Origin of the sequence: Pseudomonas faucium, from assembly GCF_021602585.1 — a bacterium.
GTDB classification, from domain to species: domain Bacteria; phylum Pseudomonadota; class Gammaproteobacteria; order Pseudomonadales; family Pseudomonadaceae; genus Aquipseudomonas; species Aquipseudomonas faucium.
In genome coordinates this window covers 1-25,252 of the sequence record NZ_BQIP01000024.1, presented here as the reverse complement: position 1 = coordinate 25,252, position 25,252 = coordinate 1, and the positions used below count along the sequence as shown (strand labels likewise).

The 25,252-nt window shown below is 64.8% G+C and carries 23 protein-coding genes; 14 read left to right on the top strand and 9 right to left on the bottom strand.

What is annotated here, in order from left to right; translation table 11 throughout:
• Positions 1-145 precede the first annotated feature (145 nt).
• Genes hflK (L6D75_RS22510) through L6D75_RS22495 form a run of 4 tightly spaced genes read left to right on the top strand, consistent with a single transcriptional unit; the run spans position 146 to position 6,182 of the window.
• Positions 146-2,128: a protease modulator HflK gene (gene hflK, locus L6D75_RS22510; protein ID WP_176514015.1), complete on the top strand. Its 1,983-nt coding sequence runs from the start codon at positions 146-148 to the stop codon at positions 2,126-2,128.
• Positions 2,125-3,156 (top strand): protease modulator HflC, encoded by a 1,032-nt coding sequence (gene hflC / locus L6D75_RS22505; RefSeq protein WP_176514013.1) that lies wholly within the window; start codon positions 2,125-2,127, stop codon positions 3,154-3,156. Before hflK (L6D75_RS22510) ends, hflC begins: the two co-directional genes overlap by 4 nt.
• Complete coding sequence (gene hflK, locus L6D75_RS22500) at positions 3,143-4,168, top strand: protease modulator HflK (protein WP_176514011.1); 1,026 nt, start codon at positions 3,143-3,145, stop codon at positions 4,166-4,168. Before hflC ends, hflK (L6D75_RS22500) begins: the two co-directional genes overlap by 14 nt.
• Before the next feature lie 58 nt (positions 4,169-4,226).
• A complete protein-coding gene (locus L6D75_RS22495) occupies positions 4,227-6,182 on the top strand; it encodes a heavy metal translocating P-type ATPase (RefSeq protein WP_176514009.1) in 1,956 nt (651 codons plus the stop codon).
• A gap of 44 nt (positions 6,183-6,226) precedes the next feature.
• Here the strand turns inward: L6D75_RS22495 and L6D75_RS22490 are convergent, their stop codons facing one another.
• The 7 genes from L6D75_RS22490 to L6D75_RS22460 form a co-directional block, all read right to left on the bottom strand.
• A complete protein-coding gene (locus L6D75_RS22490; protein ID WP_176514007.1) occupies positions 6,227-6,757 on the bottom strand; it encodes a hypothetical protein in 531 nt (176 codons plus the stop codon).
• A gap of 45 nt (positions 6,758-6,802) precedes the next feature.
• Positions 6,803-7,582 (bottom strand): transporter, encoded by a 780-nt coding sequence (locus tag L6D75_RS22485; RefSeq protein ID WP_236193846.1) that lies wholly within the window; start codon positions 7,580-7,582, stop codon positions 6,803-6,805.
• A 274-nt stretch (positions 7,583-7,856) separates the two neighbouring features.
• Positions 7,857-10,256 (bottom strand): TonB-dependent siderophore receptor, encoded by a 2,400-nt coding sequence (locus L6D75_RS22480; protein ID WP_176514003.1) that lies wholly within the window; start codon positions 10,254-10,256, stop codon positions 7,857-7,859.
• Between the two features lie 81 nt (positions 10,257-10,337).
• Positions 10,338-11,270 (bottom strand): FecR domain-containing protein, encoded by a 933-nt coding sequence (locus tag L6D75_RS22475; protein ID WP_276574747.1) that lies wholly within the window; start codon positions 11,268-11,270, stop codon positions 10,338-10,340.
• A 62-nt stretch (positions 11,271-11,332) separates the two neighbouring features.
• On the bottom strand, positions 11,333-11,839 hold the full coding sequence (locus L6D75_RS22470; RefSeq protein WP_176514001.1) for a sigma-70 family RNA polymerase sigma factor: 507 nt from the start codon (positions 11,837-11,839) through the stop codon (positions 11,333-11,335).
• Positions 11,840-12,106: 267 nt separating this feature from the next.
• Positions 12,107-12,877, bottom strand: a complete 771-nt coding sequence (locus L6D75_RS22465; RefSeq protein ID WP_176513999.1) for a class I SAM-dependent methyltransferase — start codon at positions 12,875-12,877, stop codon at positions 12,107-12,109.
• Positions 12,878-13,370: 493 nt separating this feature from the next.
• Positions 13,371-15,077: a L,D-transpeptidase family protein gene (locus L6D75_RS22460; RefSeq protein ID WP_176513997.1), complete on the bottom strand. Its 1,707-nt coding sequence runs from the start codon at positions 15,075-15,077 to the stop codon at positions 13,371-13,373.
• Positions 15,078-15,436: 359 nt separating this feature from the next.
• On the opposite strand from L6D75_RS22460, the gene L6D75_RS22455 reads away from it, so the two are divergent.
• The 10 genes from L6D75_RS22455 (at position 15,437) to L6D75_RS22410 (ending at position 23,661) form a co-directional block, all read left to right on the top strand.
• The gene (locus tag L6D75_RS22455; RefSeq protein ID WP_176513995.1) at positions 15,437-16,261 is read left to right on the top strand and encodes an AraC family transcriptional regulator; all 825 of its coding nucleotides are present in this window, start codon (positions 15,437-15,439) and stop codon (positions 16,259-16,261) included.
• A 73-nt stretch (positions 16,262-16,334) separates the two neighbouring features.
• Positions 16,335-16,721, top strand: a complete 387-nt coding sequence (locus L6D75_RS22450; protein WP_176513993.1) for a cupin domain-containing protein — start codon at positions 16,335-16,337, stop codon at positions 16,719-16,721.
• A 298-nt stretch (positions 16,722-17,019) separates the two neighbouring features.
• On the top strand, positions 17,020-17,457 hold the full coding sequence (locus tag L6D75_RS22445) for an NUDIX domain-containing protein (RefSeq protein ID WP_176513991.1): 438 nt from the start codon (positions 17,020-17,022) through the stop codon (positions 17,455-17,457).
• Positions 17,458-17,615: 158 nt separating this feature from the next.
• The gene (locus L6D75_RS22440) at positions 17,616-18,059 is read left to right on the top strand and encodes an acetyltransferase (RefSeq protein ID WP_176514027.1); all 444 of its coding nucleotides are present in this window, start codon (positions 17,616-17,618) and stop codon (positions 18,057-18,059) included.
• A 58-nt stretch (positions 18,060-18,117) separates the two neighbouring features.
• Positions 18,118-18,882, top strand: a complete 765-nt coding sequence (locus L6D75_RS22435; RefSeq protein ID WP_176513989.1) for a COG4705 family protein — start codon at positions 18,118-18,120, stop codon at positions 18,880-18,882.
• A 29-nt stretch (positions 18,883-18,911) separates the two neighbouring features.
• Positions 18,912-19,334 carry a hypothetical protein gene (locus L6D75_RS22430; protein ID WP_176513987.1) on the top strand — a complete coding sequence of 141 codons (423 nt, stop codon included), beginning with the start codon at positions 18,912-18,914 and terminating at the stop codon, positions 19,332-19,334.
• 48 nt (positions 19,335-19,382) lie between these two features.
• Positions 19,383-20,048: a response regulator gene (locus L6D75_RS22425; protein ID WP_176513985.1), complete on the top strand. Its 666-nt coding sequence runs from the start codon at positions 19,383-19,385 to the stop codon at positions 20,046-20,048.
• Positions 20,024-21,367 (top strand): sensor histidine kinase, encoded by a 1,344-nt coding sequence (locus L6D75_RS22420; protein ID WP_176513983.1) that lies wholly within the window; start codon positions 20,024-20,026, stop codon positions 21,365-21,367. The genes L6D75_RS22425 and L6D75_RS22420 overlap by 25 nt, the downstream gene beginning before the upstream one ends.
• Before the next feature lie 234 nt (positions 21,368-21,601).
• Entirely contained in the window at positions 21,602-21,925 is a 324-nt protein-coding gene (locus tag L6D75_RS22415; RefSeq protein WP_176513981.1) for a hypothetical protein, read from the top strand.
• A gap of 38 nt (positions 21,926-21,963) precedes the next feature.
• On the top strand, positions 21,964-23,661 hold the full coding sequence (locus L6D75_RS22410) for a phosphoethanolamine transferase (RefSeq protein ID WP_176513980.1): 1,698 nt from the start codon (positions 21,964-21,966) through the stop codon (positions 23,659-23,661).
• On the opposite strand, the gene L6D75_RS22405 is transcribed toward L6D75_RS22410, so the two are convergent.
• Both L6D75_RS22405 and L6D75_RS22400 read right to left on the bottom strand, forming a co-directional pair.
• Positions 23,636-25,015, bottom strand: coding sequence for a UDP-glucose dehydrogenase family protein (locus tag L6D75_RS22405; RefSeq protein ID WP_176513978.1), 1,380 nt, complete (start codon positions 25,013-25,015; stop codon positions 23,636-23,638). The two genes, L6D75_RS22410 and L6D75_RS22405, sit on opposite strands and share 26 nt — an antisense overlap.
• Positions 25,016-25,101: 86 nt before the next feature.
• A complete protein-coding gene (locus L6D75_RS22400) occupies positions 25,102-25,197 on the bottom strand; it encodes a helix-turn-helix domain-containing protein (protein ID WP_276574746.1) in 96 nt (31 codons plus the stop codon).
• Positions 25,198-25,252 lie beyond the last annotated feature (55 nt).

Sequence of the window (25,252 nt, the reverse complement as noted above, 5' to 3'; positions counted from 1 at the left end):
GGCTGGGTCTTTTACCCCTGCAGGGTTTTCGAAATATTTTGAACAGATTTTTTACATCAATTGTTATAACGTTACGAACCGCGTTGCGGAGGACCGTGAACCCGGGGGGCACGGCACGCAGCGCCCGGTACTTCCTGGAGTCTTCATGAGCGTCGATCTAGACACCGAGGCAATAGACCTCGATGGGTTGCCCCGTTTTCAGCGTTCGCCGGTGCACACGCGCTGGCTGGTGCCGCTGACCTATCTGTCGGCGGCTGCCGCCCTGCTGTTGTGCTTGCTGCAAGGCGCTGTCGGGCTGTTCAGCCCGAACACTTGCTGGTTGGCCCTGCTGGCTGTCAATGCCGCCGCGCTGTGGCTGCTGGCTGCAGCGGCGCAGTCGGCCTGGTGGGTGGCGAGCTGGCGTGCCACGGCCATGGGCAAGGCGCCCGCGGCGCTGGCGTTCTGGCGTGGCGCCGAGGTGACGGCGGCCGAGCCTGGCTCGCTCAGCCGCTACGACCGCTGGTGCCAGGCGGTGGCGGCGGCTTGCCGGCGCCAACTGGGCAGGATCGGCGCGCAGCGGCTGTGGCTGTTCGGCCTGGCCGGGCTGGCGATGGGCTTGGTGAACAGTGCCTGGCGCTTCGATTTTGCCGTGCCGGCGCTGGCCGGCCAGGTGAGCTGGTTTGCCGTCTGCCTGCTGGCCGCATCCGCGTTCGGCCTGGTGGTGCTCGAACGCCACCTGGTGGCCGAAGGCGAGGCGGCATGGCCCGAGGCCGAGCCGCTTGCCGCCTTCATTCGGGTGGTCATCGCCGTGCAGGTGCTGAGCATCGTGTGCCTGGTGTGCATCGATGGCGAACGGCTGTGGCCGGCGCGGCTGGCGGCCTTGATCGGCCTGTTGCCGGGGCTGGCGGCGCTGGAGCTGCTGCTGCGCACCGGGTTGTCGATGTTCCGCCCGCAGCGCCCGCGTGCAGAACCGACGCTGGTGGCCCGCAGCGTGGTGGGCGGCCTGCTGCAATGGCCGCCCCGGCCAATGGCGGCGCTGCACGACGAACTGCAGCAGCGCCTGGGTATCGACCTGCGGCAGGTCTGGGCGTTTTCGTTCATGCGCCGGGCGTTCCTGCCGGTGGCGTTGCTGGTGGCGCTGGTCGGCTGGCTGCTGACTGGCATCGGCGAGGTGCCGATGAACGGGCGCGGGGTGTACGAACGCTTCGGCAAGCCCGTGCAGGTGTACGCACCGGGGCTGCATGCCGGCCTGCCGTGGCCTTTTGGCAAGGTGCTGAAGGTCGACAACAGCGTCATCCACGAGCTGGCCACCTCGGGCGCCGATAGCAGCGCAGACCCACTGGCGGCCGCCGAGGGGCCGGCGCCCGGCACCTCCAACCGGCTGTGGGATGCCACCCACCTGAGCGAGAACTCGCAGGTGATCGCCGGCAGCGAGGGCGGCCGCCAAGGGTTCCAGATCGTCAACATGGATGTGCGCTTCATCTACCGCATCGGCATGAGCGACGCGGCGGCGCTGGCCGCCACCTACCACAGCGCCGACGTCGCGCAACTGCTGCGCAGCATTGCCAACCGCGTGCTGGTTCATGACTTTGCCGGCCGTTCGCTGGATGGCTTGCTGGGCGCCGAACGTGAAGCGCTCGGCCGCGACATCGGCCGCGCAGTGCAGGCAGACCTGGACCGCATGGACAGTGGCGTGGAACTGCTGGCGACCTCGGTGGAGGCGATCCACCCGCCTGCCGGCGCCGCCAATGCCTACCACGCCGTGCAGGCGGCGCAGATCACGGCCCAGGCGCTGATCGCCCGCGACCGCGGGCGATCAGCGCAGCAGGCCAGCCAGGCCCGCCTCACCGCCACCGGGCTGACCGACCAGGCCACGGCCCAGGCCCACGAGACGGCCACCGGCGCCAGCATCGCCGCGCTGCGCTTTGCCGCCGAGCGCACCGCCTGGCAGCAAGCCGGCCAGGCTTTCATCCTCGAGCAGTACCTGGACAAGTTGTCGCAAGGGATGGCCGGGGTGAGCAGCCTGATCATCGACCACCGCCTGACGGCGGGCCAGGCACCCACGCTGGACCTGCGCAGCTATGCGCTGCCGGTCGACCCCACCCCGCAAAAATCCGTATCTGGACGTAGCCAGGAGCGTAACCTTTGAGCGCCAACACCCCCCACGCCCACCACCATCACGCTTCCCACGACCACGACCACGACCACGGTCACCATGATCACGCCCACACCCCAGGCCACGCCCGCCCGGCCTGGCGCCGCATCGGCGTGGCGGCGCTGCTGGTACTGGTGATGGCCGCAACGGCCTGTTTCGTCCAGGTCCGCGTCGGCGAGGCAACGGTCATCACCCGTTTCGGCAACCCTTCGCGCGTGCTCACCGAACCCGGCCTGGCCTGGCGCTGGCCGGTGCCCTTCGAGGCCGCGGTGCCGGTAGACCTGCGCCTGCGCACCACCTCCAGCGGCCTGCAGGACGTGGGCACCCGCGATGGCCTGCGCATCATCGTGCAGGCCTACATCGCCTGGCAGGTAGCGCCCGACGCGCCGAGCATCCAGCTGTTCATGCGGGCGGTGCAGAACCAGCCCGACGAGGCGGCGCGGCAGATCCGCACGCTGGTGGGGTCGGCGCTGGAAACCACCGCCAGCGGTTTCGAGCTGGGCGACCTGGTCAATGTCGAGGCGAACAAGGTGCGCATCGATGACTTCGAGCAGCGCCTGCGCGAGCAGATCGAGCAGCAGCTGATCAAGACCTATGGCGTGCGCGTGGTGCAGGTGGGGATCGAGCGCCTGACCCTGCCCAAGGTCACCCTCGATGCCACCGTCGACCGCATGCGTGCCGAGCGCGAAACCATCGCCACCGAGCGCACCGCCGAAGGCAAGCGCAAGGCCGCCGAAATCCAGTCCGCTGCCGAGCGCGACGCCAGGATCGTGGAAGCCGATGCCAACGTGAAGGCCGCTCAGATACAGGCGCAGTCGCAAGTCCAGGCCGCGGACATCTACGCCAAGGCCTATGCCGGCGCGCCCGAGCTGTACACCCTGCTGCGCTCGCTCGACACGCTGGGCTCGATCATCAACCCCAGCACGCGCCTGGTGCTCAGGACCGATGCCGCGCCGTTCCGCGCCCTGGTCGACGGGCCGCTGCTGCCACCAGCCAGCGGAGGCGAACATGGCCACAAGTGAGCGCCGCGCTGGCCCCTGGTTGCAGGCCGGGCGTATCGGCTTCATTGCGCTGTACGCGGTGACGCTGCTGGCGGCGCTGGGCTGGCTGTTCGGCAATGTGCGCGAGGTCGGGCCGCAGAACCGCGCCGTGGTGCTGCGCCTGGGCGCTGAACAGCGCATCCAGAATGCCGGCCTGTTGCTGGCCTGGCCGCAGCCGTTCGAGCAGGTGGTGATGCTGCCATCGGCGGGGCGTGTGACCGAGCGGCGGGTCGAGCTGCTGCTGCGCTCGGCGCTTGCGCAGAAGTCCGACAAGGACGGCACCCTGGCCAGCGATGCCACGGCAGGTTCCGGCTACTTGCTGACCGGCGACGCCGGGGCCGTGCAGCTGGACGTGCGGGTGTTCTACAGCGTCACCGACCCCTATGCCTTCGCCCGCCAGGGGGCGCATGTGGAGCCCGCCCTGGACCGCCTGGTGGAGCGCAATGCAGTACAGGTCTGCGCCTCGCGCGACATGGATGCCATCCTGGTGGCACGCCCCGAGCTGGTTGGCGGCGACGCGCAGCTGGCCGAGCGCCGCGAGCGGCTGCGCGGTGACCTGCAGCAGGGCGTCAATGCCAGCCTCGCACGGCTGCAGGCGGCTGGCGCCGGCCTTGGCATAGAGGTGGTGCGGGTCGATATCCAGTCGTCGTTGCCCTGGTCGGCGGTGGGCGCCTTCAACGCGGTGCTCACCGCCAGCCAGCAGGCCGAACAGGCCGTGGCCAAGGCCCGCAACGACGCCGCCCGGCGCCTGCAGGAGGCCACCCAGGCGGCTGACCGCACCTTGCAGATGGCCGAGGCGGCGGCGACCGAGCGGCTGTCCCGCGCCCATGCCGACACCGCCACGATCGTCGGCCTGAGCCAGCAGCAGGATCCGCAGCTGCTGCTGCGCCTGTACCGCGAGCGGGTGCCGGCGATCCTGGCCCGCGCAGGCTCGGTCACCACCGTCAATGGCGAGGACACGGGGCGGATGATCCTGCAGGGGCCCAAGCCATGAGCATGCCCCTTGCTGCACCTGAACGTTCGGCTCACCTACCTTGCTGGAGGTACTCGCGATGAGTGCTCATCATTGCCACGGGCATCAGCATGCCCACACCCACCTCACCTCCGGCTTGCTGACCCAGAGCGAGCGGCGTACCGCCGCCCGCCAGCTGAGCCTGGCCATGCTGGCCCTGGGGCTTTTGGCCCTGGGGCTGGTGTGGCGCTGGCTGGCCCCGGAGCAGGAGGGCGTCAGCCAGTTGCTGCTGGGCGCGGCCTCGCTGCTGGTGGCCGTGCCGGTGCTGCGCTCGGCCTGGCACAGCCTGCGCCAACCCAGCCTGCACGGCATCACTGACCAGTTGATCGGCCTGGCCATGCTCGGCGCCTGGGCAACCGGGGATCTCGCCACCGCGGCGCTGCTGCCGATCATCATGATCTTCGGCCACATGCTCGAAGAGCGCAGCGTGCTGGGCTCGCAAGAGGCCATCGAGGCGCTGGGGCGGCTGACGCGCAGCCACGCGCGGCGGATCGGCGCCGATGGCCAGGTCGAGGAAGTGGATAACGCCAGCCTTGCGCCGGGCGACCAGGTGGAGGTGCGCGCCGGTGACCGGGTGCCGGCCGATGGCCGCGTCCTCGACGGCCAGGCCAGCCTGGACACCGCGCCGATCACCGGCGAGGCGGTGCCGCTGGAAGTGGCCAAGGGCATGGACATCTATGGCGGCTCGATCAACCTCGACGGGCTGTTGCGGGTGGAGATAACCCGCGTCGGCGACGATTCCACGCTGGGCAAGGTCATCGCCCTGATGCAACGCGCCGAGCAGGCCAAGCCGCCGATCACCCGGCTGCTCGAACGCCATGCCGGGCGCTATTTGGTGCTGGTGTTGCTGATTGCCGCCGTGACCTGGTTCATCACCAGCGACGCCCAGGCCATGCTCGCCGTGCTGGTGGCCGCCTGCCCCTGCGCCCTGGTGCTGGCCGCGCCGGCGACGGCGGTGGCGGGGATTGCCGTGGCCGCCCGGCATGGCATTTTGATCCGCGGCTCGGCCTTCCTCGAAGAGTTGGCCGACCTGTCTTCGCTGGTGATCGACAAGACCGGTACGCTGACCTACGGCGATCTGCGCCTGCACAGCGTGGTCGGCCTTGCGCAGGATGCCTCGCAGCCTGCAGCCCTGCGCCTGGCCGCCAGCCTCGGCGCGGCCAGCAGCCACCCGGTCAGCCGCGCCTTGGCGGCCCTGGTGCCCCATGACCAGCATGTGCCCATGGCCGAGATTCACGAGCGCCAGGGCTTTGGCGTAGTCGCAAGCACCGCCGAGGGCGATGCGGCGCTGGGGCGCCCGGAGCTGTTCCGGCAACTGGGGCTGAATGTGCCCGCCGTGCCCGACCACGATGGCCCCATCGCCGGGCTGGCGCTGAACGGCCGCTTCCTGGCCTGGCTGCTGCTGGCCGACAACGTGCGCGCCGAATCGGCCGAGGCCATGCAGCAGCTGCGCGAGCTGGGCCTGCAGCGCCAGCTGTTGCTGACCGGCGATCGCCGCCGCGTGGCCGAGGCCATCGCCGCGCAGGTCGGCATCAGCCGGGTGGTGGCCGAGGCGTTGCCGGAAGACAAGCTGCGGCAGGTGAACCAGGAGCTCGAGGTCGGCTTCCGCCCCTTGGTGGTGGGCGATGGCATCAACGATTCGCTGGCACTCAAGGCCGGTGTGGTCGGGGTGGCGATGGGGGCGGGCGGTGCCGACATCGCGCTGGCGGCGGCGGATATCGTGCTGATCAATGGCGACTTGCGCCGGCTGGGCACCTGTATTCGGCTGAGCCGGGAATGCCGGCGCACGCTGCAGGTGAACGTGCTGATCGGGCTGGGCTGGACGCTGGCGATCGTGCTGGCGGCCGCCTTCGGCCTGCTCGGTGCGGCCGGGGCCATGGTGGCGGCGCTGTTGCACAACCTCAGCACGCTGTTGGTGCTGACCAATGCCGGGCGCTTGTTGCGCTATGACGAGCGGCTCGTGGAGGGGGGCACAAGCTTTGACGTTCGGCAGTGAAAAATGCGATCTACCGCGCAGATGGCAGGCCAGCCCAGCGGCCTTCAGGCATCGTCCACAGGCCTGGTAAGCTTTGGCGGCAGCGGACCAATGAACATCATCTTGAGCCGTTCACGACCAATGACGCGTGCCAGTTCTGCGATGACGCAGTACATGAAAATCAGGGTCATGAGCAGAATCTGAATAGCCCAGAAGCGCGGCCAATTCATCGAGGACCACAGCAGGGCATTGGCCTCCATGAAGCTGGGCGCCTCCTTCCAGTAGTCGTAAAGCCGCTCCAGGTAGTGCACGACAAGTGCGACCAAGGCATACATGAGGGTCTTCCAACTGACATTCCATATCAGTGGCTTATCAGGGAAACGGTTGATGAAGGGCAACATGTCTGCCACCAGAACAGACTTCCCAAGTACCAGGGATGCGATGAGCACGGAGGCTGAAACGGGAAGGTCTACGCCTGACCCCTTGATCATCAGTGAGCGAATCAGCGCCACAATGTGCAGAATGATGAAGAAAAAGAGGGTGGGGGGAAGCGCCTTCATGAATTCATGTTTGGCTTTGAGCAGCACGGTTTTCATTGTCGCTCCTTCACATTGTCAAAGGCTTGGGCAGGCGGACATCCGTTAATGGGGAAACAGTAGTGTCACCGCTACGCGCAGTCCCCAGCCTTGAGGTCCTTGTCCTGATCTATCCAGCCAATACCTCGGGCCTGCCTGGATGGTCAGGGGCTGGCCGCTGATTTTCAGCAGTTGAGTGACTGTCAGGTTGATGGGTACGGACCACTCGCGAGCTTGCCAATCATAGGTTGATTCGGAGTTGATACCGTACGTGGTGTGCGTGTTGGTGGTGTAGGACACAAAGGGCTGCAGGAAGGTCTGGTTAACCTTTTGCTTCTCATCCGGCGGGCTACCCTCTAGGCCCCAGATGTGGTTGGCGAGTACGCCGCGGGTCCAACCATTTGATTGTTTGAGCGCAACTGCGGTGGGGCCCAGGCCCCATTGCTCGTTACCCAGCAGTTGATCACTGCCGGTGGGAATCAATAGAGCCGGGCCAGCGCCAAGAATCCAACCACTGTCGGTGGGTTTGCTGGGGGAGAAGAAAAAGCTTTGCGTGATATCCCCTGCACCCGATTTGTCCGCCGCGCCGTTGGGGGCCAAACCATGCTGGTCGATGAGGGGCAGGATGGTACGTGAAATGAGGTTCCAGTCACCGTTCAACGTGAACGGCAACACGGGCTGGATGTTGGTGACGCTGTGCATCCCTTCACCGGTGGGCCCCATCTTCTGATCCCAGTTGTACTGCACCGGCAAGCTGTACATGGCCGCTACCGGGTTGAGTGCTGCCTTGGCCAATTCCGCCGAGTCTTCGGCATGTACACTATCAGGCGCTACGCAATCCATCATGGCTAACAAGCACGCGAGATAAGTTCTTTGCATGTGCTCTCTCTACTGATCGGTCATCAGCGCAGACCCGGCGCAGGTCACTCTCAGGCCAGAAGTGACTTCCAGCGGGATGACGGGCTCATGTTCGCGCCTGCTCTCAATTGAGTTTGCAGCAGTGTAGATGAGGTTTGCGGGAGGGGGCGTACATCCTCCTTTTGCCTATTGTTTGCCTATTGCTGGCAGCGCCTCCCGAGAATGTACACCGATGGCCCGGTTCAGCACGCTGCGCGGAGCGTCAGAAGTTGTACCTGATACCCGTCATGATGTTTCTCGGCGCGCCATACATGCCGTGGTCGCCGGCATAGCTGAGGTATTGGCGGTCGAACACGTTGTTCAGGTTCACTGACGCACTCAGGTGCTGGTTGAAGTCGTAGCGCGCCAGGAGGTTGGTCACGGCGTAGCTGCCCTGGGTGAAGGTGTGCAGGTCGGCACCGGTTTTGCTCTGCCAGTTCACGCCGCCGCCAAGGGTGACCTTGTCCAGAACTCCCGGCAGGCGATAGCTGGTGAAGGTCTTCAGGCTGTGGCGGGGCAGGGTGGTGACGATGCGCTGGTCGTCGGCGTCGGTGCTGACCGCATAGGCATACCCGGCAGACGCCTGCCAGCCTTCGGCCAGCTCGCCGTCCAGGGTGAATTCCGCGCCCTTGGTCGTGGTGCCCTGTTCCGACTTGTAGGTGTTGCCGCCTGGGGTGTCGATCCAGATCGCCAGGTTGTCCTGCTCGATCTTGAACAGCGCGACGCTGGAGTTCAGCCTGCCGTCGAAGTGGCTGCCTTTCACACCCACTTCATAGCCGGTGCCTTCCATGGGGTCGAGGGGCTTGTTGTCGATGTCGCGCACCCACGACGACTGCGGGTTGAAGATTTTCGTGTAGCTGGCATACAGCGACCACGTGTCGTTGACGTCATACACCACGCCGGCATACGGGATGTAGACACCGGTTTCCGATTCCTTGGTCTTGGTCTTTTCGGCGTTGTAGGGTTTGTCTTCGATGTCGCGATGCCAGTCGATCACCCGGCTACCTAGCAAGACACTGAGGTTGTCGGTGGCGTGCAGGCGCGTGGCGAGGTAGGCGGCGTACTGGGTTTCGTCGGCGGTGGATTTGCCCGTGACGTCGAACGAAGGTTTCGCCGAGTTGCCGTTCCAGTTCAGCAGGTTGTCGATCGCGCCGGCCGGCGAGCCGGAGTAGTCGTATTTCCAGCCGCCGTAGCTTGGCACGTTCTCGTAGGCGTTGGACAAGGTCACGCCGGCGATCAGCTCGTGCTCTCGGCCCAGCAGGCTGAACGGGCCGGTCAGGTAGGCATCGATGTTGTTCTGCCGCGGGATACCGGAGAAGCGCACGGGCAACTGCGTGGTGCCGCTCCCGTCCGGGGCGAGGCCGCCGTTGACGTAGTTGAAGACTTCGTCGAACTTGTTTTCCGAGTGGGTCAGTTCGACCTTCCCGCTCCAGCCATGGGCGAACTGCTGTTCGATCGAGGTGAAGAAGCTGGTTTGTTCATGGTCGTTGTAGGACCAGGTTTGCGCCGAATTGAGCGAGCGCTTGAGATTGCTGCGTGAGCCGTCGGTAAAGCGCGTCGGCAGGCCGGAGCGCATCGGCGAGTCGACGTCCGTGCGCTGGTAGCTGAAGCCCATGGTCAGCAGGGTGTCCTCAGTGAGATCGAACTCGGTGATGCCGTAGATCAGTTGCGAGTCCTGCTTGTAGCGGTCCACCCAGGACTTCTCGGTCTTGAAGTCGGCGACCAGGCGCCCGCGTACATTGCCGGTTTCGGTCAGCGGGCCGGACACATCGAAGCCGGTGCCGTAGCGGTCCCAGTTACCGGCTTCTGCCCAGACGCTGGCCTGAGCCTCGACGGTCGGGCGCTTGCGGATCAGGTTGATCGTCGCTGACGGGCTGCCCAGGCCGCTGATCAGGCCGGTGGCACCGCGCACCACCTCCACACGGTCATACATGGCCATGCTCTGGGTGTAGTTGTCCATGCGCTTGACGGTGGGCACGCCATCGATCTCGAAGTTCTGGATCTCGAAGCCGCGCGAAAAGTAACCGTCGGATTCGGCGCCCAGCCCGTCGCGCAACACGATGATGCCCGGCGTGGCATCGAGGGTATCGCTGAGGTTGGTCAGGCGCTGGTCATCCAGGCGCTGGCGGGTCATGACGGTCAGCGACTGCGGGGTTTCCTGGGGCGTCAGGTTCAGGCGGGTCGAGCTGCTGGAGGAGTAGGTGGTGTAGAGCCCCGTGCCCTCTGTGGTCGACCCGGGCGCCTTGCCCGAAATCGAAATGCTCTGAAGCTCGATGCCGGTAGTGGCCGGCGCCGGCTGGAGGGTGTAGCGCCCATCCGGCAGGCGCACCGCAATCAGTTGGCTGCCCGCAAGCAGTGCCTGCAAGGCACCCTCGACCGTGTAGTCGCCGCTCAGGCCCGGGCTGCTGTGCCCGGCAATCAAGTCGTTGGGGAACGACAACAGCAAATGGGCTTGCTGGCCCAGTTGATTGAGCGCAGTGCCCAGCGGCGCCGGGGGGATTTCGTAGTGCTGCACGCTGCTGTCGGCGGCGGCCCACACGGGCGATGAAGTGGCGATCAGCACCGCTGCGGCGCAAGCCGCGAGCGAGGTGTTGTAGCAGGACGAAAGACGGCGGTGGCGCATGCGAAGGTTCCCGATGATTTTTGATGTATGGCCTATGAGTCTCGCCAGAAATCAAAACGGCTCATCGAGGACGAAAAAACGTCAAACGTTAGCTGGCGAGGGGCGCAAATTGACCCACAGGCGCGTGAAGCGTTGTACATCCAGCTTCAGTGTCTGGGCCACGGCATCGATGATCCGGTCACTGTCTGCCAGCGGGTAGGTGCCCCACACTTGCAGGTTGGCCAAGGCGGCGTCGCACCCCAGGTGGCCATGGCGATACCGGCCAAGTTCATCGAGAAACGCCTGCAGCGGTTGCCCGTCGGCGACGATCATGCCCTCGGCCCAGGCGGCGGTGGAGGCTTGCACTGCATGCTGATCGAGCACCCCCAGCGGCCCGAAACGTGCCTGTTGCCCGGCTTGCAGGGGCGTCCAGTCGCCAGCCTTGGTGGGCGTGACTCGCAGCGAGCCCCGATAGACCGCCAACTGGGTCGAACCATTGTCGAACTGGCGCACCGTGAACCGCGCCGAGGGCGTCTGCGCGCGAACCTGGGCGGTGTCGACAGATACCGCCGGGTTCAAGGCCGTGTCGATCAACACCTCGCCGCTGAGCAGCCGAAGGTGCCAGCGATGCTCAGTCGCCCGAGCGTTCAACGCACTGCGGGTATTGAGCTCAAGCGACAGGCCCGGGGCCAGCGCAACAGCTCGCTGCTCGCCCACGCCGGTGGTGTAGTCGGCACTCATGCGCGACACCATCTCGCTGTCGCGACTCGCCCATGCGCCGGCGCTTGCAGCCAGCAGCAAGGCCAGGCCCTTGATTGCCCGGCGCCTGCTCAGCCCTTCCTGGGAGGGCAGCAGCAGGGCCTGGCGGGCCAGGTTGGCATCGCCGCGGGTGCGCAGTGAATCGAGCTGCTCGCCCAGCGCCAAGGCTTTTTCCCAGGCCAGCTCATGCAAGGGGTGTTCACTGCGCCATGCCATGAAAGCGGCCTGTGCGGATGAATCGAAAGGGGCCTCCTGCATATCGAGCCACCATTCCATCGCCTCCTCGCACATTTTCGGCGATAGCGCAGGTTCCCGGGCAAGGGCATTGGTGGCGATGGTCATTGCAGCGGGCCCGCAACCAGCATGCATCGGGCGCCAGCCTTGATGATGTGGCGCTTGACGGTAGCGATTGAAATACCCAGGCGCTCGGCAATTTCCCCGTGGCTGAGGCCATCGAGTTGCGACCAGAGAAACGCCTTTTTGACGGCGACATCCAGTTCGCAGAGCGCTTCGTCGAGGCGTACCAGGGTCTCGAAAACGATCAACTGGGTCGCCAGATCCGGCAGCACGCCTGGGTCTTGTGCCTGCAGTGCATCCAGGTAGGCCTTTTCCAAGCGTGCGCGGCGGTAGTGGTTGCACAGGACACTGCGCGCCACCTTGGCCAAAAAGGGCCGAGGCTGGCGGATTTCGAACGCCTCCTGGCTGACCAACAGGCGCATGAAGGTGTCCTGCATCAGGTCGGCAGCGCGGTGTGAGCAGCTCAGTTGCCGATACAGCCAGCTACGCAACCAGCGGTGTTGCTGTTCGTACAGAGCGGTGAACTGAGCGGTATCGACGGATGCCATCGGCGGTCACGGTATCGATGCAAATGAGACGTAGTATCATATTTGACTAATCGAGTGCCGACAAGAACGTTGAAGATGGCTGTTAGCCAGCGCCGCCTTGGTCGAGCATCAAACCGCCTTACCCACTCTCTGGAAGGTGACACAGTTCCCGTGGGAGCGGGCTTGCCCCGCGAACACCGGCGCAGCCGGTGCCATCCACCGCGTTGTCTGTTTCGCGGGGCAAGCCCGCTCCCAAAAGTGCTCCGCTGTACTTGATCGGGCGCAACCTCAGCCAAGTCGCTGGCAGAGGTACGCCTGGGTCTGATAGGGAAACGCGAGGGTTTCCACGCCCCGCAGCGCCGGGTGCGTCTGGATCAGTTCGCGCAGTTGCCGGGTAACCTCGGCCTTGTCCGCAGGCGGCAGGCTGGCGATGAAACTGACCGACAGAAACCGCTCCATGATCACTGTTTCGACGCTGCCGATGTGAGCGTGCTCGAAGCAGGTAAGTTCAGGCTTAGAGAAACCAGAGCCGTCGAACGCGTCGCGCCATCGGCCGGTATGAAAGCGCGGTGTATCGCCCTCGTAAGGGGCAATGATGCGGGTGATCGCCGCGACCCAATCGACCGATTCATCCCTAACGTTCCACACCAGCCCCAGGCGCCCGCCAGGGGTGAGCACCCGATGGATCTCCGCCAGTGCCTGGGCGTCTGCGAACCAGTGGAAGGCCTGGGCGCACAGCACCACCTCGGCGCTGGCAGTGGGCAAGGGGATTGCCTGTGCCGTTCCGGCAAGCACCTCGATGCCGGGCACACACTTGGCGAACTCCTGGCGCATCGCCTCGACGGGCTCGACGGCAATCAGCCGGTCAGTCAGTGGTTGCAACAGGCGAGTGAACTTGCCAGTGCCGGCGCCAAGGTCGATGACGCGGGTTTGCCCATCGATCATCAGCGCCTGGTGCAGCCAGGTGGATAGGGCTTCGGGGTAGGTTGGCCGGCCCTGCGTATAGGTCTGGGCCTGGCGGGAGTATCCGGTCTGGGCAGCGTCATGGACGTGAGGCATGACGGTGGGCTCCTGGTAGGGCTGGGGATGTGCGGATTATAGGAACTGTGCAGGGGCGTGAAGATGAAGAAGTCCCTGCACTGACCGCTATCGAGCCGAAGCAGACACCTGTTACCGGGGCCGCTTCGCAGCCCATCGCCGGCAAGCCGGCTCCCACAGTACAGCGCAGGCCTGAAGGCGGGTGATATTCCTGTGGGAGCCGGCTTGCCGGCGATGAGGCCGGTTCTGACCATAGAGCTTTGGATCGCTGTCTGCTTCGGGTCGACAGCGGCCACCCAAGATTCACTGTCAGCCATTTATTCTAGCTACTCGAATTGATCAAGCCAGTGTAGGTTCTGTACGAAATCCCGCATGCTCACCCCCCCCCTCGCCATCGACAACTACCGCTCGATCAACCAACTTGTATTGCCGCTAGGCTAGCGAATTCGAGCGCAGCGCAAGTGGACATGCTCCAATCGGTGGGCGTCGCAAATTCTAGTTGCGCATGGGGTGCCTAAATCTGGCTTTGCCCTGTGACCACCCTAGTCGTTTCTGCCTGCGGCAACGCCAAGGCGGGCAGTACTGAAGGCAAATTCAACTGCCGCAATAGCGGCGTGTCGTAGCCATAAATGTCGGGCTTGAACGTCACCCGCCCCTCGGTGCTCAAGTCGACCGTCCAATAGGCCAGCAACACCGGTACCTTGACCGGAAGCTTGATGTTCTTGGTTTTGCCATTGGCCAACTGCTTTTGAATCCCCTCGCTGTTCCAGCGCACCGGGTCGTTGAACAACAACTCGACCAACTGCAGTGGATTCTCCACCCGAATACATCCGGAGCTGGTGGTGCGCACGGGATTGGCGAACAACTCGCGATGCGGCGTGTCGTGCAGGTAAATCGCATAGTCGTTGGGGAAACGAATGACCACCTGCCCTAACGAGTTGGTAGGGCCGGCGTCCTGGCGCAGCGTGAGGCCGCGCGCGTTGTACCAGTCGACGTTCGCCGGATCGAGTTCGTTGCCAGCACGATCAAGGACCCTGATCCGGCTGGCTGCAAGGTAACCCGGGTTCTGCTGAATCTTTGGCAGCATATCCTTGACCAGAATCGTCGGCGGCACAGTCCAGGTGGGGTTGAAGGTGATGTAGGTGATCTCGGACTGAAACACCGGGGTGCTGCGCACAGGCTTGCCGACCTGTACTCGGGAACGCCAGATGGGTTCGCCGTCGCGGTAGAACGCCACTTTGTAGCCGGCGATATCGACAACGACAAAAGTGCCATGGAGTTTGTGGAGCAGCCAACGCGCCCGTTCCATGTTCACCCGGACCTGATCAATCCGTGCCTCGACAGGCACATTCAGCGCCGCCAGAGTCGCCGCCCCAGCCACGCCATCAACGCCAAGATACTGATCGACCTGATACTTCTTCACCGCAGCAATGACTTTATCGTCGTAAGCATTGCGTTTGCCCTTATGCGGCTCCAGATAACCACCGGCCACCAGACGAGCACGCAACTGTGCGACCACAGCGCCGTCCATCCCCGGCTTGAGTGACTGCCCTTCGGCGACTTTCGGCCAACCACCGGCATCGCGAACCTGACGCAACTGCGCCAATGCCTCACGCATGCTGCTATAAAGCGCCTCTTGCGGCGGCGCCTGGGCGAATGCACGGGCCACATCGTGAGCATCCAGGGCAGCAAAGAAACTGTTCACATCTTCACGGGGATCAACACCGATCGGGTCGAAGTTCCAATGAAAATCCAGCCGCGACGGATTGACCTTGCCGCGCCGCAATTGCAGGAGCGCGGTGATGTAGGTGCGGGTCAGCGCGATATCAAAAGCCGCCGTTTGTGCTGGCGTCGAGGAGGCCTGCAAAAACGATTGAGCCTCGGCCAGCTCGTCGCCCCGAAAGTCCGCAGGGTTCAGGCCGTCAGCTTGTATGTCATTCAGGCTCTTGAGCAACTGGGTGATATCGCGCCCGTCTGTCCAGGCAGCGCGATAGCTGCGATGGGAGTAGAAATCAAGAACAACGCGATTGATGTCCGCGCGTTGATGTTTACGAGAGGTAATCAAGGGAGGAAATGACGATGCCAGGGGTTCAAGTGCGGCCTGGATCCCTTGTCCAACGATGTCGTCAGGCGCTGCAGCCGCCGCACTGACCTGCGCAGACACCGACAAACCGATCTGCGACGTTTCACCCAGCGCAGTGCCGCTGATCAGAAAGACCATAAATAAAGCACGGCTTATGACGAATACCCTTGATAACTGCACCTTGGATAATCCTTGAGTCTCTCGCAACTCATAAAGCTAGCGTCCAAACCGCTGCCAGGCTCGACATATTCTTGATGAGATTTACATATGGCGCTACATAGTGATCGGTAGTGATCGACTGTGGGATGGGTAACCGACCGCCTCTGCCTATTTCTGCCCTTCGCGAGCGGCCGCTTTGGGTCGATAGCTGTCACTCTGCGACTGACAGCTTCCGACCCGAAGCGGACATTGAGCGCAAATGAATTGGGTACTCGCAGAATCCTGAAATAGGATGGACCATCCACACTCAAGATGGCGCACTACCGGTGAGCATATCCATGGCGCGAAAAGAAACCCCGTCATCCACCTCCGATTGGGTCATACGCAGCACGACACCTGGCAGTGTGGAGCGCATCGAAGCGTGGTTTGGCGGCCACGGCTACGACTCGCATCGCCACGATACCTATTCGATAGGCCGTACCCTTGCCGGCGTTCAGAGCTTTCACTACAAGGGCGCGCTGTGCCACGGCGTGCCAGGCAACACACTTGTGCTGCATCCCGACGAAGCGCATGACGGCATGGCTGGCACGGAGGTGGGTTTTCGCTACCGGATGGCCTACATCGACCCGTCGCTGATACAGAACGTTCTCGGGGGAGAACCGCTGCCTTTCATCGCTGGCGGACTATCCTGCGACCCGCGCTTGTACCAGGCGAGTGAGGCTTTCGTGCAGGCGCTGGATCACCCTCTGGAAGCACTGGAGGAACAGGACGCCGTCTATGACTTGGCAATGGCGCTTCGTGTAGTCGGCGGCAAGCCGCGTGGCCGCAAACGCCTGGATTATCGCTCTGCCGAGCGCGCCAGGGCGTTCATCATGGAGCACCTTCACCTGGGCATCACGCTGGAGATGCTCGAACAGGCGAGTGGGCGCGAGCAATGGAGCTTGTCGCGAGACTTTCGGGCCCTCTATGGCACCAGCCCATACCGTTTTGTCACGCTAAGGCGGCTGGACTCTTTCCGCAGACTGATTCTGGATGGTTTCACATTGGTCGATGCCGCGCTCGCCTCAGGCTTTCATGATCAGAGCCACATGACTCGGCACTTCACGCGAACTTACGGCGTGCCGCCTCTGCGTTGGCTGGAACGCTTACGCACTGTTCGCTGAGTTGCAGGATCGTACAAGAACAGCGCGCTTACCGTTCGATAGGCTGGTCACTCCAATTTGGAGAGAATCAGTTATGTCCCGCATGCATCAGCAATTGGCAGCACAGCCTGTGAACCTGGCTCAAAAAGCTTCTCTGATCGAGCAGCAATGGAGTCCGAGGGTCGTCGCGCAAATGAACGACTACCAGTTCAAGGTGGTACGTATCGAAGGTGAATTCATCTGGCATTCACACCCGGAAACCGATGAGGCTTTTCTGGTGCTCGAAGGCCTCTTGCGCATCGATCTTCCCGATGGCTGTGCTCATGTGAAACCGGGCGAGTTATATGTCGTACCGCGTGGTGTAGAGCACAGAACGGCGGCAGAGACGGAAACAAAAATCATGATGATCGAGCCGCGAGGCGTGTTGAATACCGGTCATGAAGGCGGGGAGCGAACAGCGCTGAATGACGTCTGGATCTGAGTCGACATCGACTGGGCGTGGCATTGACCAGTAAGGTCGCGCACTTCGGTCCGCAGCCGACTACCAAGTGATGGGGCCGATATTGGATAAAGAGCCCATGGTAGACAGCGATTCAAAGCGCTGTGGTCAGTACCGGCCTCATCGCCGGCAAGCCGGCTCCCACAGGAATATCACCCGCCTTCAGACCTGCGCTGTACCTGTGGGAGCCGCGCTTGCCGGCGATGGGCCGCGAAGCGGCCCCGGGCGCTACAATGCCTGCCTGAACCACCAGCAACGGAACGCATCGATCGAAATCACCATGCACCCAAACAAAGCCTGCCCAATCCTGCTCTCACCCGAATCACCGCCCAAGCTCCTGCTGTTCCGCCACCCACTGGCCGGCGTGCAACTGGTAAAGGGCACCCTCGAGCCCGCAGAAGCCCCGCGCGCTGCGGCATTGCGTGAGTTGGCGGAAGAGTCCGGCATCAGCGACGCCCAGGTGCAGGACGACCTGGGCTGCTGGGATGCCGGCCACGCAGGCCAGGTGTGGTCGTATCACCTGTGCCGCGTCGAGCGCGCACTGCCGGCTGCCTGGACGCACCAGACGCTGGATGACCACGGCCACTGCTTCGCGTTCTTCTGGGCTTCGCTCGACGCTTTGCCCTATGCCGAATGCCACCCCGTCTTTCAACGCGCGCTGGCATTCGTCTGCCAAGCCCTTAAGGCGCGGCAGGGCAGGGTGGTTCACGGCTCCTGAACAACCGATTAGAATGCCGCCTCCTTCCTTTTCGGCCACTGTGCCGTGCTCCGCCCAGGCGTTGATTCGCGAAGCGGGCATACACCATGCCGACGTCCACAGGCTCGCCCACCAACGGCGTGCCACGCTTCCATCAACTTGTGAACGAGGATGATTCGATGATCATTCGCCAGGGCATTGCCGCGGACCATCCGCTGCTGCTCGACATCTGGCTGCGCGCGGTGCGCACCACCCACCACTTCCTGCAACCTGCCGATATCCAGGCGCTGATCGCGCCGCTGCGCGACAGCTACCTGCCCGCTGTCGCACTGAGCGTCGCGGTCGATACCGATGACACCCCGCTGGGTTTCATCGGCCTGAGCGACGACCACGTGGAAATGCTCTTCGTCGACCCCGACCTGCATGGCCAAGGCATCGGCCGGGCGCTGCTCGACCATGTGCGCGCCTCACGCCAGGCGCTGAGCGTCGACGTCAACGAGCAGAACCCGCAGGCGGTGGGCTTCTACCTGCACTACGGCTTCGTGCAGACCGGCCGCTCCCCGCTGGACGGCGAAGGCCGGCCATTCCCGCTGCTGCACATGAGCCTGCTCAGGCCCAGCTAAGTTTCGCCCGGTAGCGTGCCTCCTTGAATCCACCTCAGGAACCAAGGAGGCACCCGCGATGCACGCGCAAAGCACTGGCTGGCTCAACAAAGTCCCGGAAGTGACGCTGTCCTTCTGGATCATCAAGGTCATGTCCACCACCGTGGGCGAGACCTTCGCCGATTTTCTCGCCGTCGACATCGGCTGGGGCCTGGGCATCACCAGTGTGGTGATGGCCCTGCTGCTGGCCGCCGCGCTCACCCTGCAGATGCGCAAGCGCGAGTGCGAGCCCTGGATCTACTGGCTGTGCGTGGTGCTGGTGAGCATCCTCGGCACGCAGATCACCGACATCCTCACCGATGAACTGAACATCAGCCTCTACGCCAGCACGGCGGCCTTCTCGCTGTTGCTGATCGGCAACTTCGCCGCCTGGTACGCGCTGGAACGCACCCTCTCTATCCGCCGCATCGTCACTGCCCGACGCGAGTTGTTCTACTGGACCACGGTGCTGTGCACCTTCGCCCTGGGCACCGCCGCAGGCGACCTGGCGACCGAAGCGCTGGGCCTTGGCTTCGACCTCGGCACCCTGATCTTCAGCGCCTTGATCGCCGCGTGCCTGCTGGCCTGGCGCCTGGGCGTGAACACGGTGCTGGTGTTCTGGGTCGCCTACATCCTCACGCGCCCGCTCGGCGCCTCGCTGGGCGACCTGCTGACCCAGTCCCGCGACTACGGCGGCCTGGGCATGGGCGCCAGCTGGACCAGCGCGATCTTCCTCTGCGTCATTTTCATCCTGGTCGCCGTTGCCCAGTTCGGCGCCGTCCAGGCCAAACGCGTCGCACCTTGAACCTGCTCCCCGATCACGAGGTAATCCCCATGGCTATTCGTCACAAACTGCTCACCAGCCTGTCCATCGCCTGCCTGGCCGCCGTGCTCGGCGCAAGCCAAGGCTGCTCCAAGGTCGATGCCCCGCCAGCAGGCGCCGCCGGGGTGCATGCGCCCAGCAAGCTCGGTGACCTGAGCGCGTTTCGCCGCATCGCCGACGATGTCGCCGCCAAGGTGCAGGCCCAGGACCTGCCCGGCGCCAAGGTGCGCATCAAGGACCTGGAAAAGACCTGGGACGATGCCGAGGCCGGCATCAAGCCGCGCGCCGCCAGCGACTGGCACGTGCTGGACAAGGCCATCGACCGCGCGCTCGACGCCCTGCGCGCGAGCCAACCGCAGCAGGCGGCCTGCAAGGCGGCGATGGATGACCTGCTCAAGGCCTTCGACAGCTTGCAAGGCCCGCGACAAGGCTGACCTGGGGAGGCTATCGTTGCCTCACCGGTTCGCGCCCCTGGAGGCCGCATGCGCATATTGTTGGTCGAAGACGACGCGATGATCGCCCAGGCCCTGCAGGCGGCCCTGCAGGCCGCGGGCTATGCCGTCGACTGGGTCGCTGATGGGCTGACGGCCGAAGCGGCGCTGCGCACCCAGGCCTACGACCAGGTGCTGCTCGACCTCGGCCTGCCCGGCCAGGACGGCCTGCAACTGCTCGAGCGCCTGCGCGGCGCCGACAACCCGGTGCCGCTGCTGATCATCACCGCGCGCCCGGGGCTGGAGGACCGCCTGCGCGGGCTGGACGGCGGTGCCGACGACTTTCTGCAAAAGCCCTTCGAGATGGCCGAGCTGCTGGCGCGGATGCGCGCCGTCATGCGCCGCAAGGGCGGCCGTGCTGCGCCGGAGCTGGGCAATGGCCGGGTCAGCCTCGACCCTGCGCTCAAGCGCGCGTGGGTGCAGGGCCAGCCGCCGGTGCAACTGTCTGCCCGCGAATTCGCCTTGCTCCAGGCCCTGCTGGTCAGGCCCGGGGCGATCCTTTCGCGCGGCGAGCTGGAAGACCGGCTGTACGGCTGGGGCAACGAGGTCGAGAGCAACGCCGTGGAATTTCTCATCCATGGGCTGCGGCGCAAGCTGGGCAAGGATGTCATTGGCAACGTCAGGGGGCTGGGATGGATGGTCTCGAAAGGCGACTGAAGCATTCGCTGCAACTGCGCCTGTCGCTGGCGCTGGGCGTGGCGATTTTGCTGGTGGCCACGCTCACGGGCGTGTTCAGCTACCTCTCGGCCTTTGATGAAGCCCTGGAGTTCCAGGACAACAGCCTGCGCCAGGTCGCCGCCTTGCACACCCGCCAGGGCCTGGGCTTCCATTACCCCGCCGCCACGCCAGGCGCTGGCGAGGACGATGAGGAAACCCGCATCGTGATCCAGTACCTGGCCGATGGCGCCAACGCCGTGCATGGCGATGACAGCCGCCTGCCACTGCCCATTCCCGCGTCTGTGGCCGATGGCCTGTCGACGGTGGACGTGGGCCATGAACCGTTTCGCGTCTGGGTCGGCAAGGACGCCTCGGGCGCGCGTTTCGTGGTGGCCCAGGAAATCGGCAGCCGCAACCGTGATGCGCGGGGCAGCGCCTGGCGCGCCTTGCTGCCGTTCGCCATTTTGTTTCCGATCCTGTTGCTGGTGGTCGCCGACCTGATCCGCAAGCTGTTCAAGCCCGTGGCCACCGTGGCCGCCGCGCTCGACCGGCGCGAAGACCACGACCTGCGGCCGATCGATGACCAGGCCATGGCCTGCGAAATTCGCCCGTTCGTGCAGGCCATCAACCGCCTGCTCGGGCGCGTGTCGCGCAGCGTGGAGGGGCAAAAACGCTTCGTCGCCGATGCCGCCCATGAACTGCGCACGCCGCTGACGGCGCTGTCGCTGCAGGCCGAAGCGCTGGAAGCCGAGCCGATGCCCGCCGCTGCCCAGGCGCAAGTGCAGCAGTTGCGCCGCGGTATCGGCCGCAGCCGCAAGCTGGTCGAGCAGTTGCTGGCCCTGGCCGGTGCGCAACTGGCCGAGCCGCTGGCGGGCAATGTGTCGGTGCACGCGGCTTGCCGCCGGGTGCTCGAAGACCTGATGCCGCTGGCCACGCGCAAGCAGCTCGACATCGGCGTCGAAGGCGAGGATGCCAACCTGCCGCTGCGCGAACTGGAGCTGCGCGCGGTGATCAAGAACTTGGTCGAAAACGCCATCAACCATGCCCCGCCAGGCGGGCAGGTGGATGTGCGCATCCTGAGCACGCCGCAAGCGGTGGAAGTCGTGGTCAGCGACGACGGCCCAGGCGTTGCGCCAGAAGAATGGGGCCGCGTGTTCGACCCGTTCTATCGCGGCCAGGGCCACCAGGTGCCGGGCTCGGGGCTGGGGCTGTCCATCGTTCAGACCCTGGTGCAACGCTCCGGCGGGCAGATCGAGGTGGGCTTCAGCGATGCCGCCAGGCGCTGCGGCTGGTCGGTGCGCCTGCGCTGGCCCCGGTGAATTTGCCCCATTTACTGGCGCTCTGGAGCAGCGCTGCTAAAGTCACGGGCCTCACAACTTTCACGAACCGGACAAGGAACGTCTGCTCATGTCTGCTCCATACCCCTGCGCGCTCGTTACGCCAAGGCCCTCTGCGGCTGCCCCTGAATATCTTCAGCACGCTTTATTAACAAATATTTCATCCACGGCCCTTTAAAAGGGTGGCCATGCGTGCTCGTGCGCGGAGGGTGGGCCATGCCTGATTCCATGTTCGCCTATCGGTTGCTGTTTCTCATGCTGTTCATGGCATCGATCGTGACCTGGGTGTTTCTCTGGCTGGTGGGCTACATCCGCCACCATCCCTTCACGCGCACGCATCCTGGCAACCCCGGCTCCGTTTCGTTGGCGGGGGTGCTGCTGGTGCTGCTGTGCGCGGCATTCGATTTCTTTCGGCTGGTCGAGCGCAATACCTTGCTGCTCGCCCTGGTCACCATCGGCCTGGTGATCCCGTGGGGTGCGGTGCTGATCATCAAATGCCATGCCTACGTGCGTCATCGCAAGTTTCCAACACATAACTAGAACGTGTTTTGCCAACCTGATTGTGGAGCGGTAGGTCAATGAACAAGGACGCGGTAACTTCCCAGGCGCTCAGCCGGGAAAGCAAGGGCATCAACCCCCTGGGGGTCATTCTGCTGGTGGCGCTGTGGATGACCGTGGCGGTCAACGCGGTGTTCTGGTCGAAGGTCTGGCGGGCCATCGATGGTTTCGACAACGGCAACCCGCTGTTTCTGATCAGCCTGCCGCTGTTCGTGCTGGCCTGGCACTTCATCATCCTCTGGGCGCTGTGCTGGGGGCGCCTGCTGCGCCCGGTGCTGGCGCTGCTGCTGGTGGTGGCCTCGGTCGCCAGCTACTTCATTTCCCGTTACGGCATCGTCATCGACGCCTCGATGCTGGCCAACCTGCTGCAGACCGACCCGGCCGAGGCCCGTGACCTGCTCAGCACTGGCATGCTGGTGTGGCTGCTGGCCACGGCGCTGCTGCCCATCGTGGTGCTGTACCGCCTGCCGCTGCAGCGCCCGCGCTGGCGCCGCCAGGCCATGTGGCGCGTGGGCAGCCTGGTGGCGGTGCTGGCCATGGTCGGGGTGATCCTGGCGACCCAGTACCAGTCATACGCCTCGCTGCTGCGCAACAACCGCGAAGTGCGGCTGATCCTCACCCCCTCGAACGTGCTGGGCGCCATGCACAGCTATGCCAAGCAGAGCCTGGCCAAGCCCAAGGCCTTCATCCAGGTCGGCCTGGACGCCCACCAGCGGGTCGACGCCAGCGCCGATGGGCGGCGCAAGCTGCTGGTGCTGGTGGTGGGCGAGACGGCCAGGGCGATGAACTTCTCGCTCAACGGCTACCCACGCCAGACCAACCCCGAACTGGCCCGGCGCGACGTGCTGAGCTTCGCCGATGTCAGCTCCTGCGGCACCGCCACGGCGGTGTCGGTGCCTTGCATGTTCCAGGACCTGGGCCGCAAGGAGTGGAAAGACCAGTACGGCAGCCACCGCGAAGGCCTGCTCGATGTGCTGCAGCGTGCCGGTGTCGGCGTGCTGTGGCGCGACAACAACTCCGGCTGCAAGGGCGCCTGCGACCGCGTGCCCAGCCAGGACATGTCCCACGCCGGCATCGGCGCGTTGTGCATCACCGGCGAATGCTTCGACGAGGTGCTGCTCGCCGGCCTGCAGGACTACCTCGATAGCGGCACGGGCAACACCGTGGTGGTGCTGCACATGAAAGGCAGCCACGGCCCGGCCTACTACAAGCGCTACCCGGCCGCCTTCGAGCGCTTCACCCCGGTGTGCCGGGACAACCAGCTCGACCAGTGCGAGGACCAGGCGATCCGCAACGCCTACGACAACACCGTGCTCTACACCGACCACGTGCTGGCCCAGGTGATCGACCTGCTCAAGCGCAACGACCGCCACTACGACAGCGCCATGCTCTACGTCTCCGACCACGGCGAATCGCTGGGCGAGAAGGGCGTGTACCTGCACGGCCTGCCTTACGCCATGGCGCCGGCGGAGCAGACCCATGTGCCGATGGTGCTGTGGCTGTCCCGGCAGCTGGCCGCCAGCCGCGGCATTTCCCAGCCGTGCATGGCCCAGCGCACCGGTGCGAGCTTGTCCCACGACAACCTGTTCCATTCGGTGCTTGGCCTGATGGATGTGCAGACTGCGGTGTACCGCGACCAGCTGGACCTGTTCCGGCCCTGCCAGGCAGGCCAGCTGGTGGGTGAGGCGGCGGCTATCGGGCCAGTGGCAGAGCAGTAAGGCGCGGGGCATGCTGCGCGGCCAGCCAGCGCGGCGGCACCTGCCCGCGACCGATGCCGTAGTAGGTCAGGCCGGCGGCGGCCATGTGCTCGGGCTCGAACAGGTTGCGCCCGTCGAACACCACGCGGTCGGCCAATAGCTGCGGCATCTGCTCAAGGTTCAGCACCCGGTAGTCCTGCCACTCGGTGGCGATCACCAGGGCGTCGGCGCCGTGCAGTGCCTCGTCCTTGCCGGCCATCAGTTGCAGGTCTGGGCGCGGGCCGTAATGCCGGTGGATCTCGTCCATGGCCTGCGGGTCGTGGGCCTGCACCCGGGCGCCGGCGGCCCACAGCGCTTCGAGCAGCACGCGGCTGGGGGCCTCGCGGATGTCATCGGTGTTGGGCTTGAACGACAAGCCCCACAGGGCGAACACCTTGCCCCGCAGGCCGCCGGGGTAATGCCGCTGGATCTTGTCGAACAAGCGCTGCTTCTGGCGCTGGTTGACCGTTTCCACCGCCTGCAGCAACTGCGGCTCGAAGCCCTCGGCCTCGGCGCTGCGGCGCAGAGCCTGCAGGTCCTTGGGGAAGCACGAGCCGCCAAAGCCACAGCCGGCGTAGATGAAGTCGTAGCCGATGCGCGGGTCCGAGCCGATGCCACGGCGCACCATCTCGATGTCGGCGCCCAGGTGTTCGGCCAGGTTGGCCATCTCGTTGATGAAGGAAATCTTCGTCGCCAGCATGCAGTTGGCCGCGTACTTGGTCAGCTCGGCGCTGCGCGCATCCATCACCATGAGCTTTTCCCGGTTGCGGCTGAACGGCAGGTACAGCTCGCGCAACAGCTCCACTTCAGCCGGCGCGGCGCCGCCGATGATGATGCGTTCGGGGCGCATGCAGTCATCCAGGGCCGTGCCTTCCTTGAGAAACTCCGGGTTGCTGATGACCTGGAAGCGTTCGCCGTCGGCCACGGCCTGGGCGATGCGCGCCTTGATCCGGTCCACCGTGCCGACCGGCGAGGTGGACTTGTTGACGATCACCTTGGGCTCGCTGGCGTGCGCCAGGATGTTGTCGACCACGGCGAACACTTGGCTCAGGTCGGCGCTGCCATCGGCTTGCGGCGGGGTGCCCACGGCGATGAACAGCAGGCGGGCGTGGTTGCTGGCAAGGCCCGGGTCGGTGGTGAAGCGCAGGCGCCCGCAGGCCAGGTTCTTTTCCAGCAGCGGCGCCAGGCCCGGCTCGAAGATCGGGCAGTGGCCCTGGACCAGGGCCGCGACCCGCTCGGCATCGACATCCATGCACAGCACCGAGTGTCCCACCTGGGCCAGGCACACTGCCTGGGTGAGGCCGACATAGCCGGTACCGAATACCGTAACCTTCATTTGACAGCTCCGTGATCGTTTCTAGGCGAATGCGGCTAGCTGAAAAAAAATGTCACGTTTGTGTTTAGTAATTGTGACCGGGCCGCTCAGCCGAGCCTGCGTACCCGCCGCCACACGGTGCTGCGGCTGACGCCCAGGCGGCGTGCGGCCTCTTCCATGTCGCCGGCGCAATGCTCCAGCACCTGGCGCGCATTGTCCGTTTCGGCGGCCTTGCCCAGGCTGCGCAGGTTGTCGGCT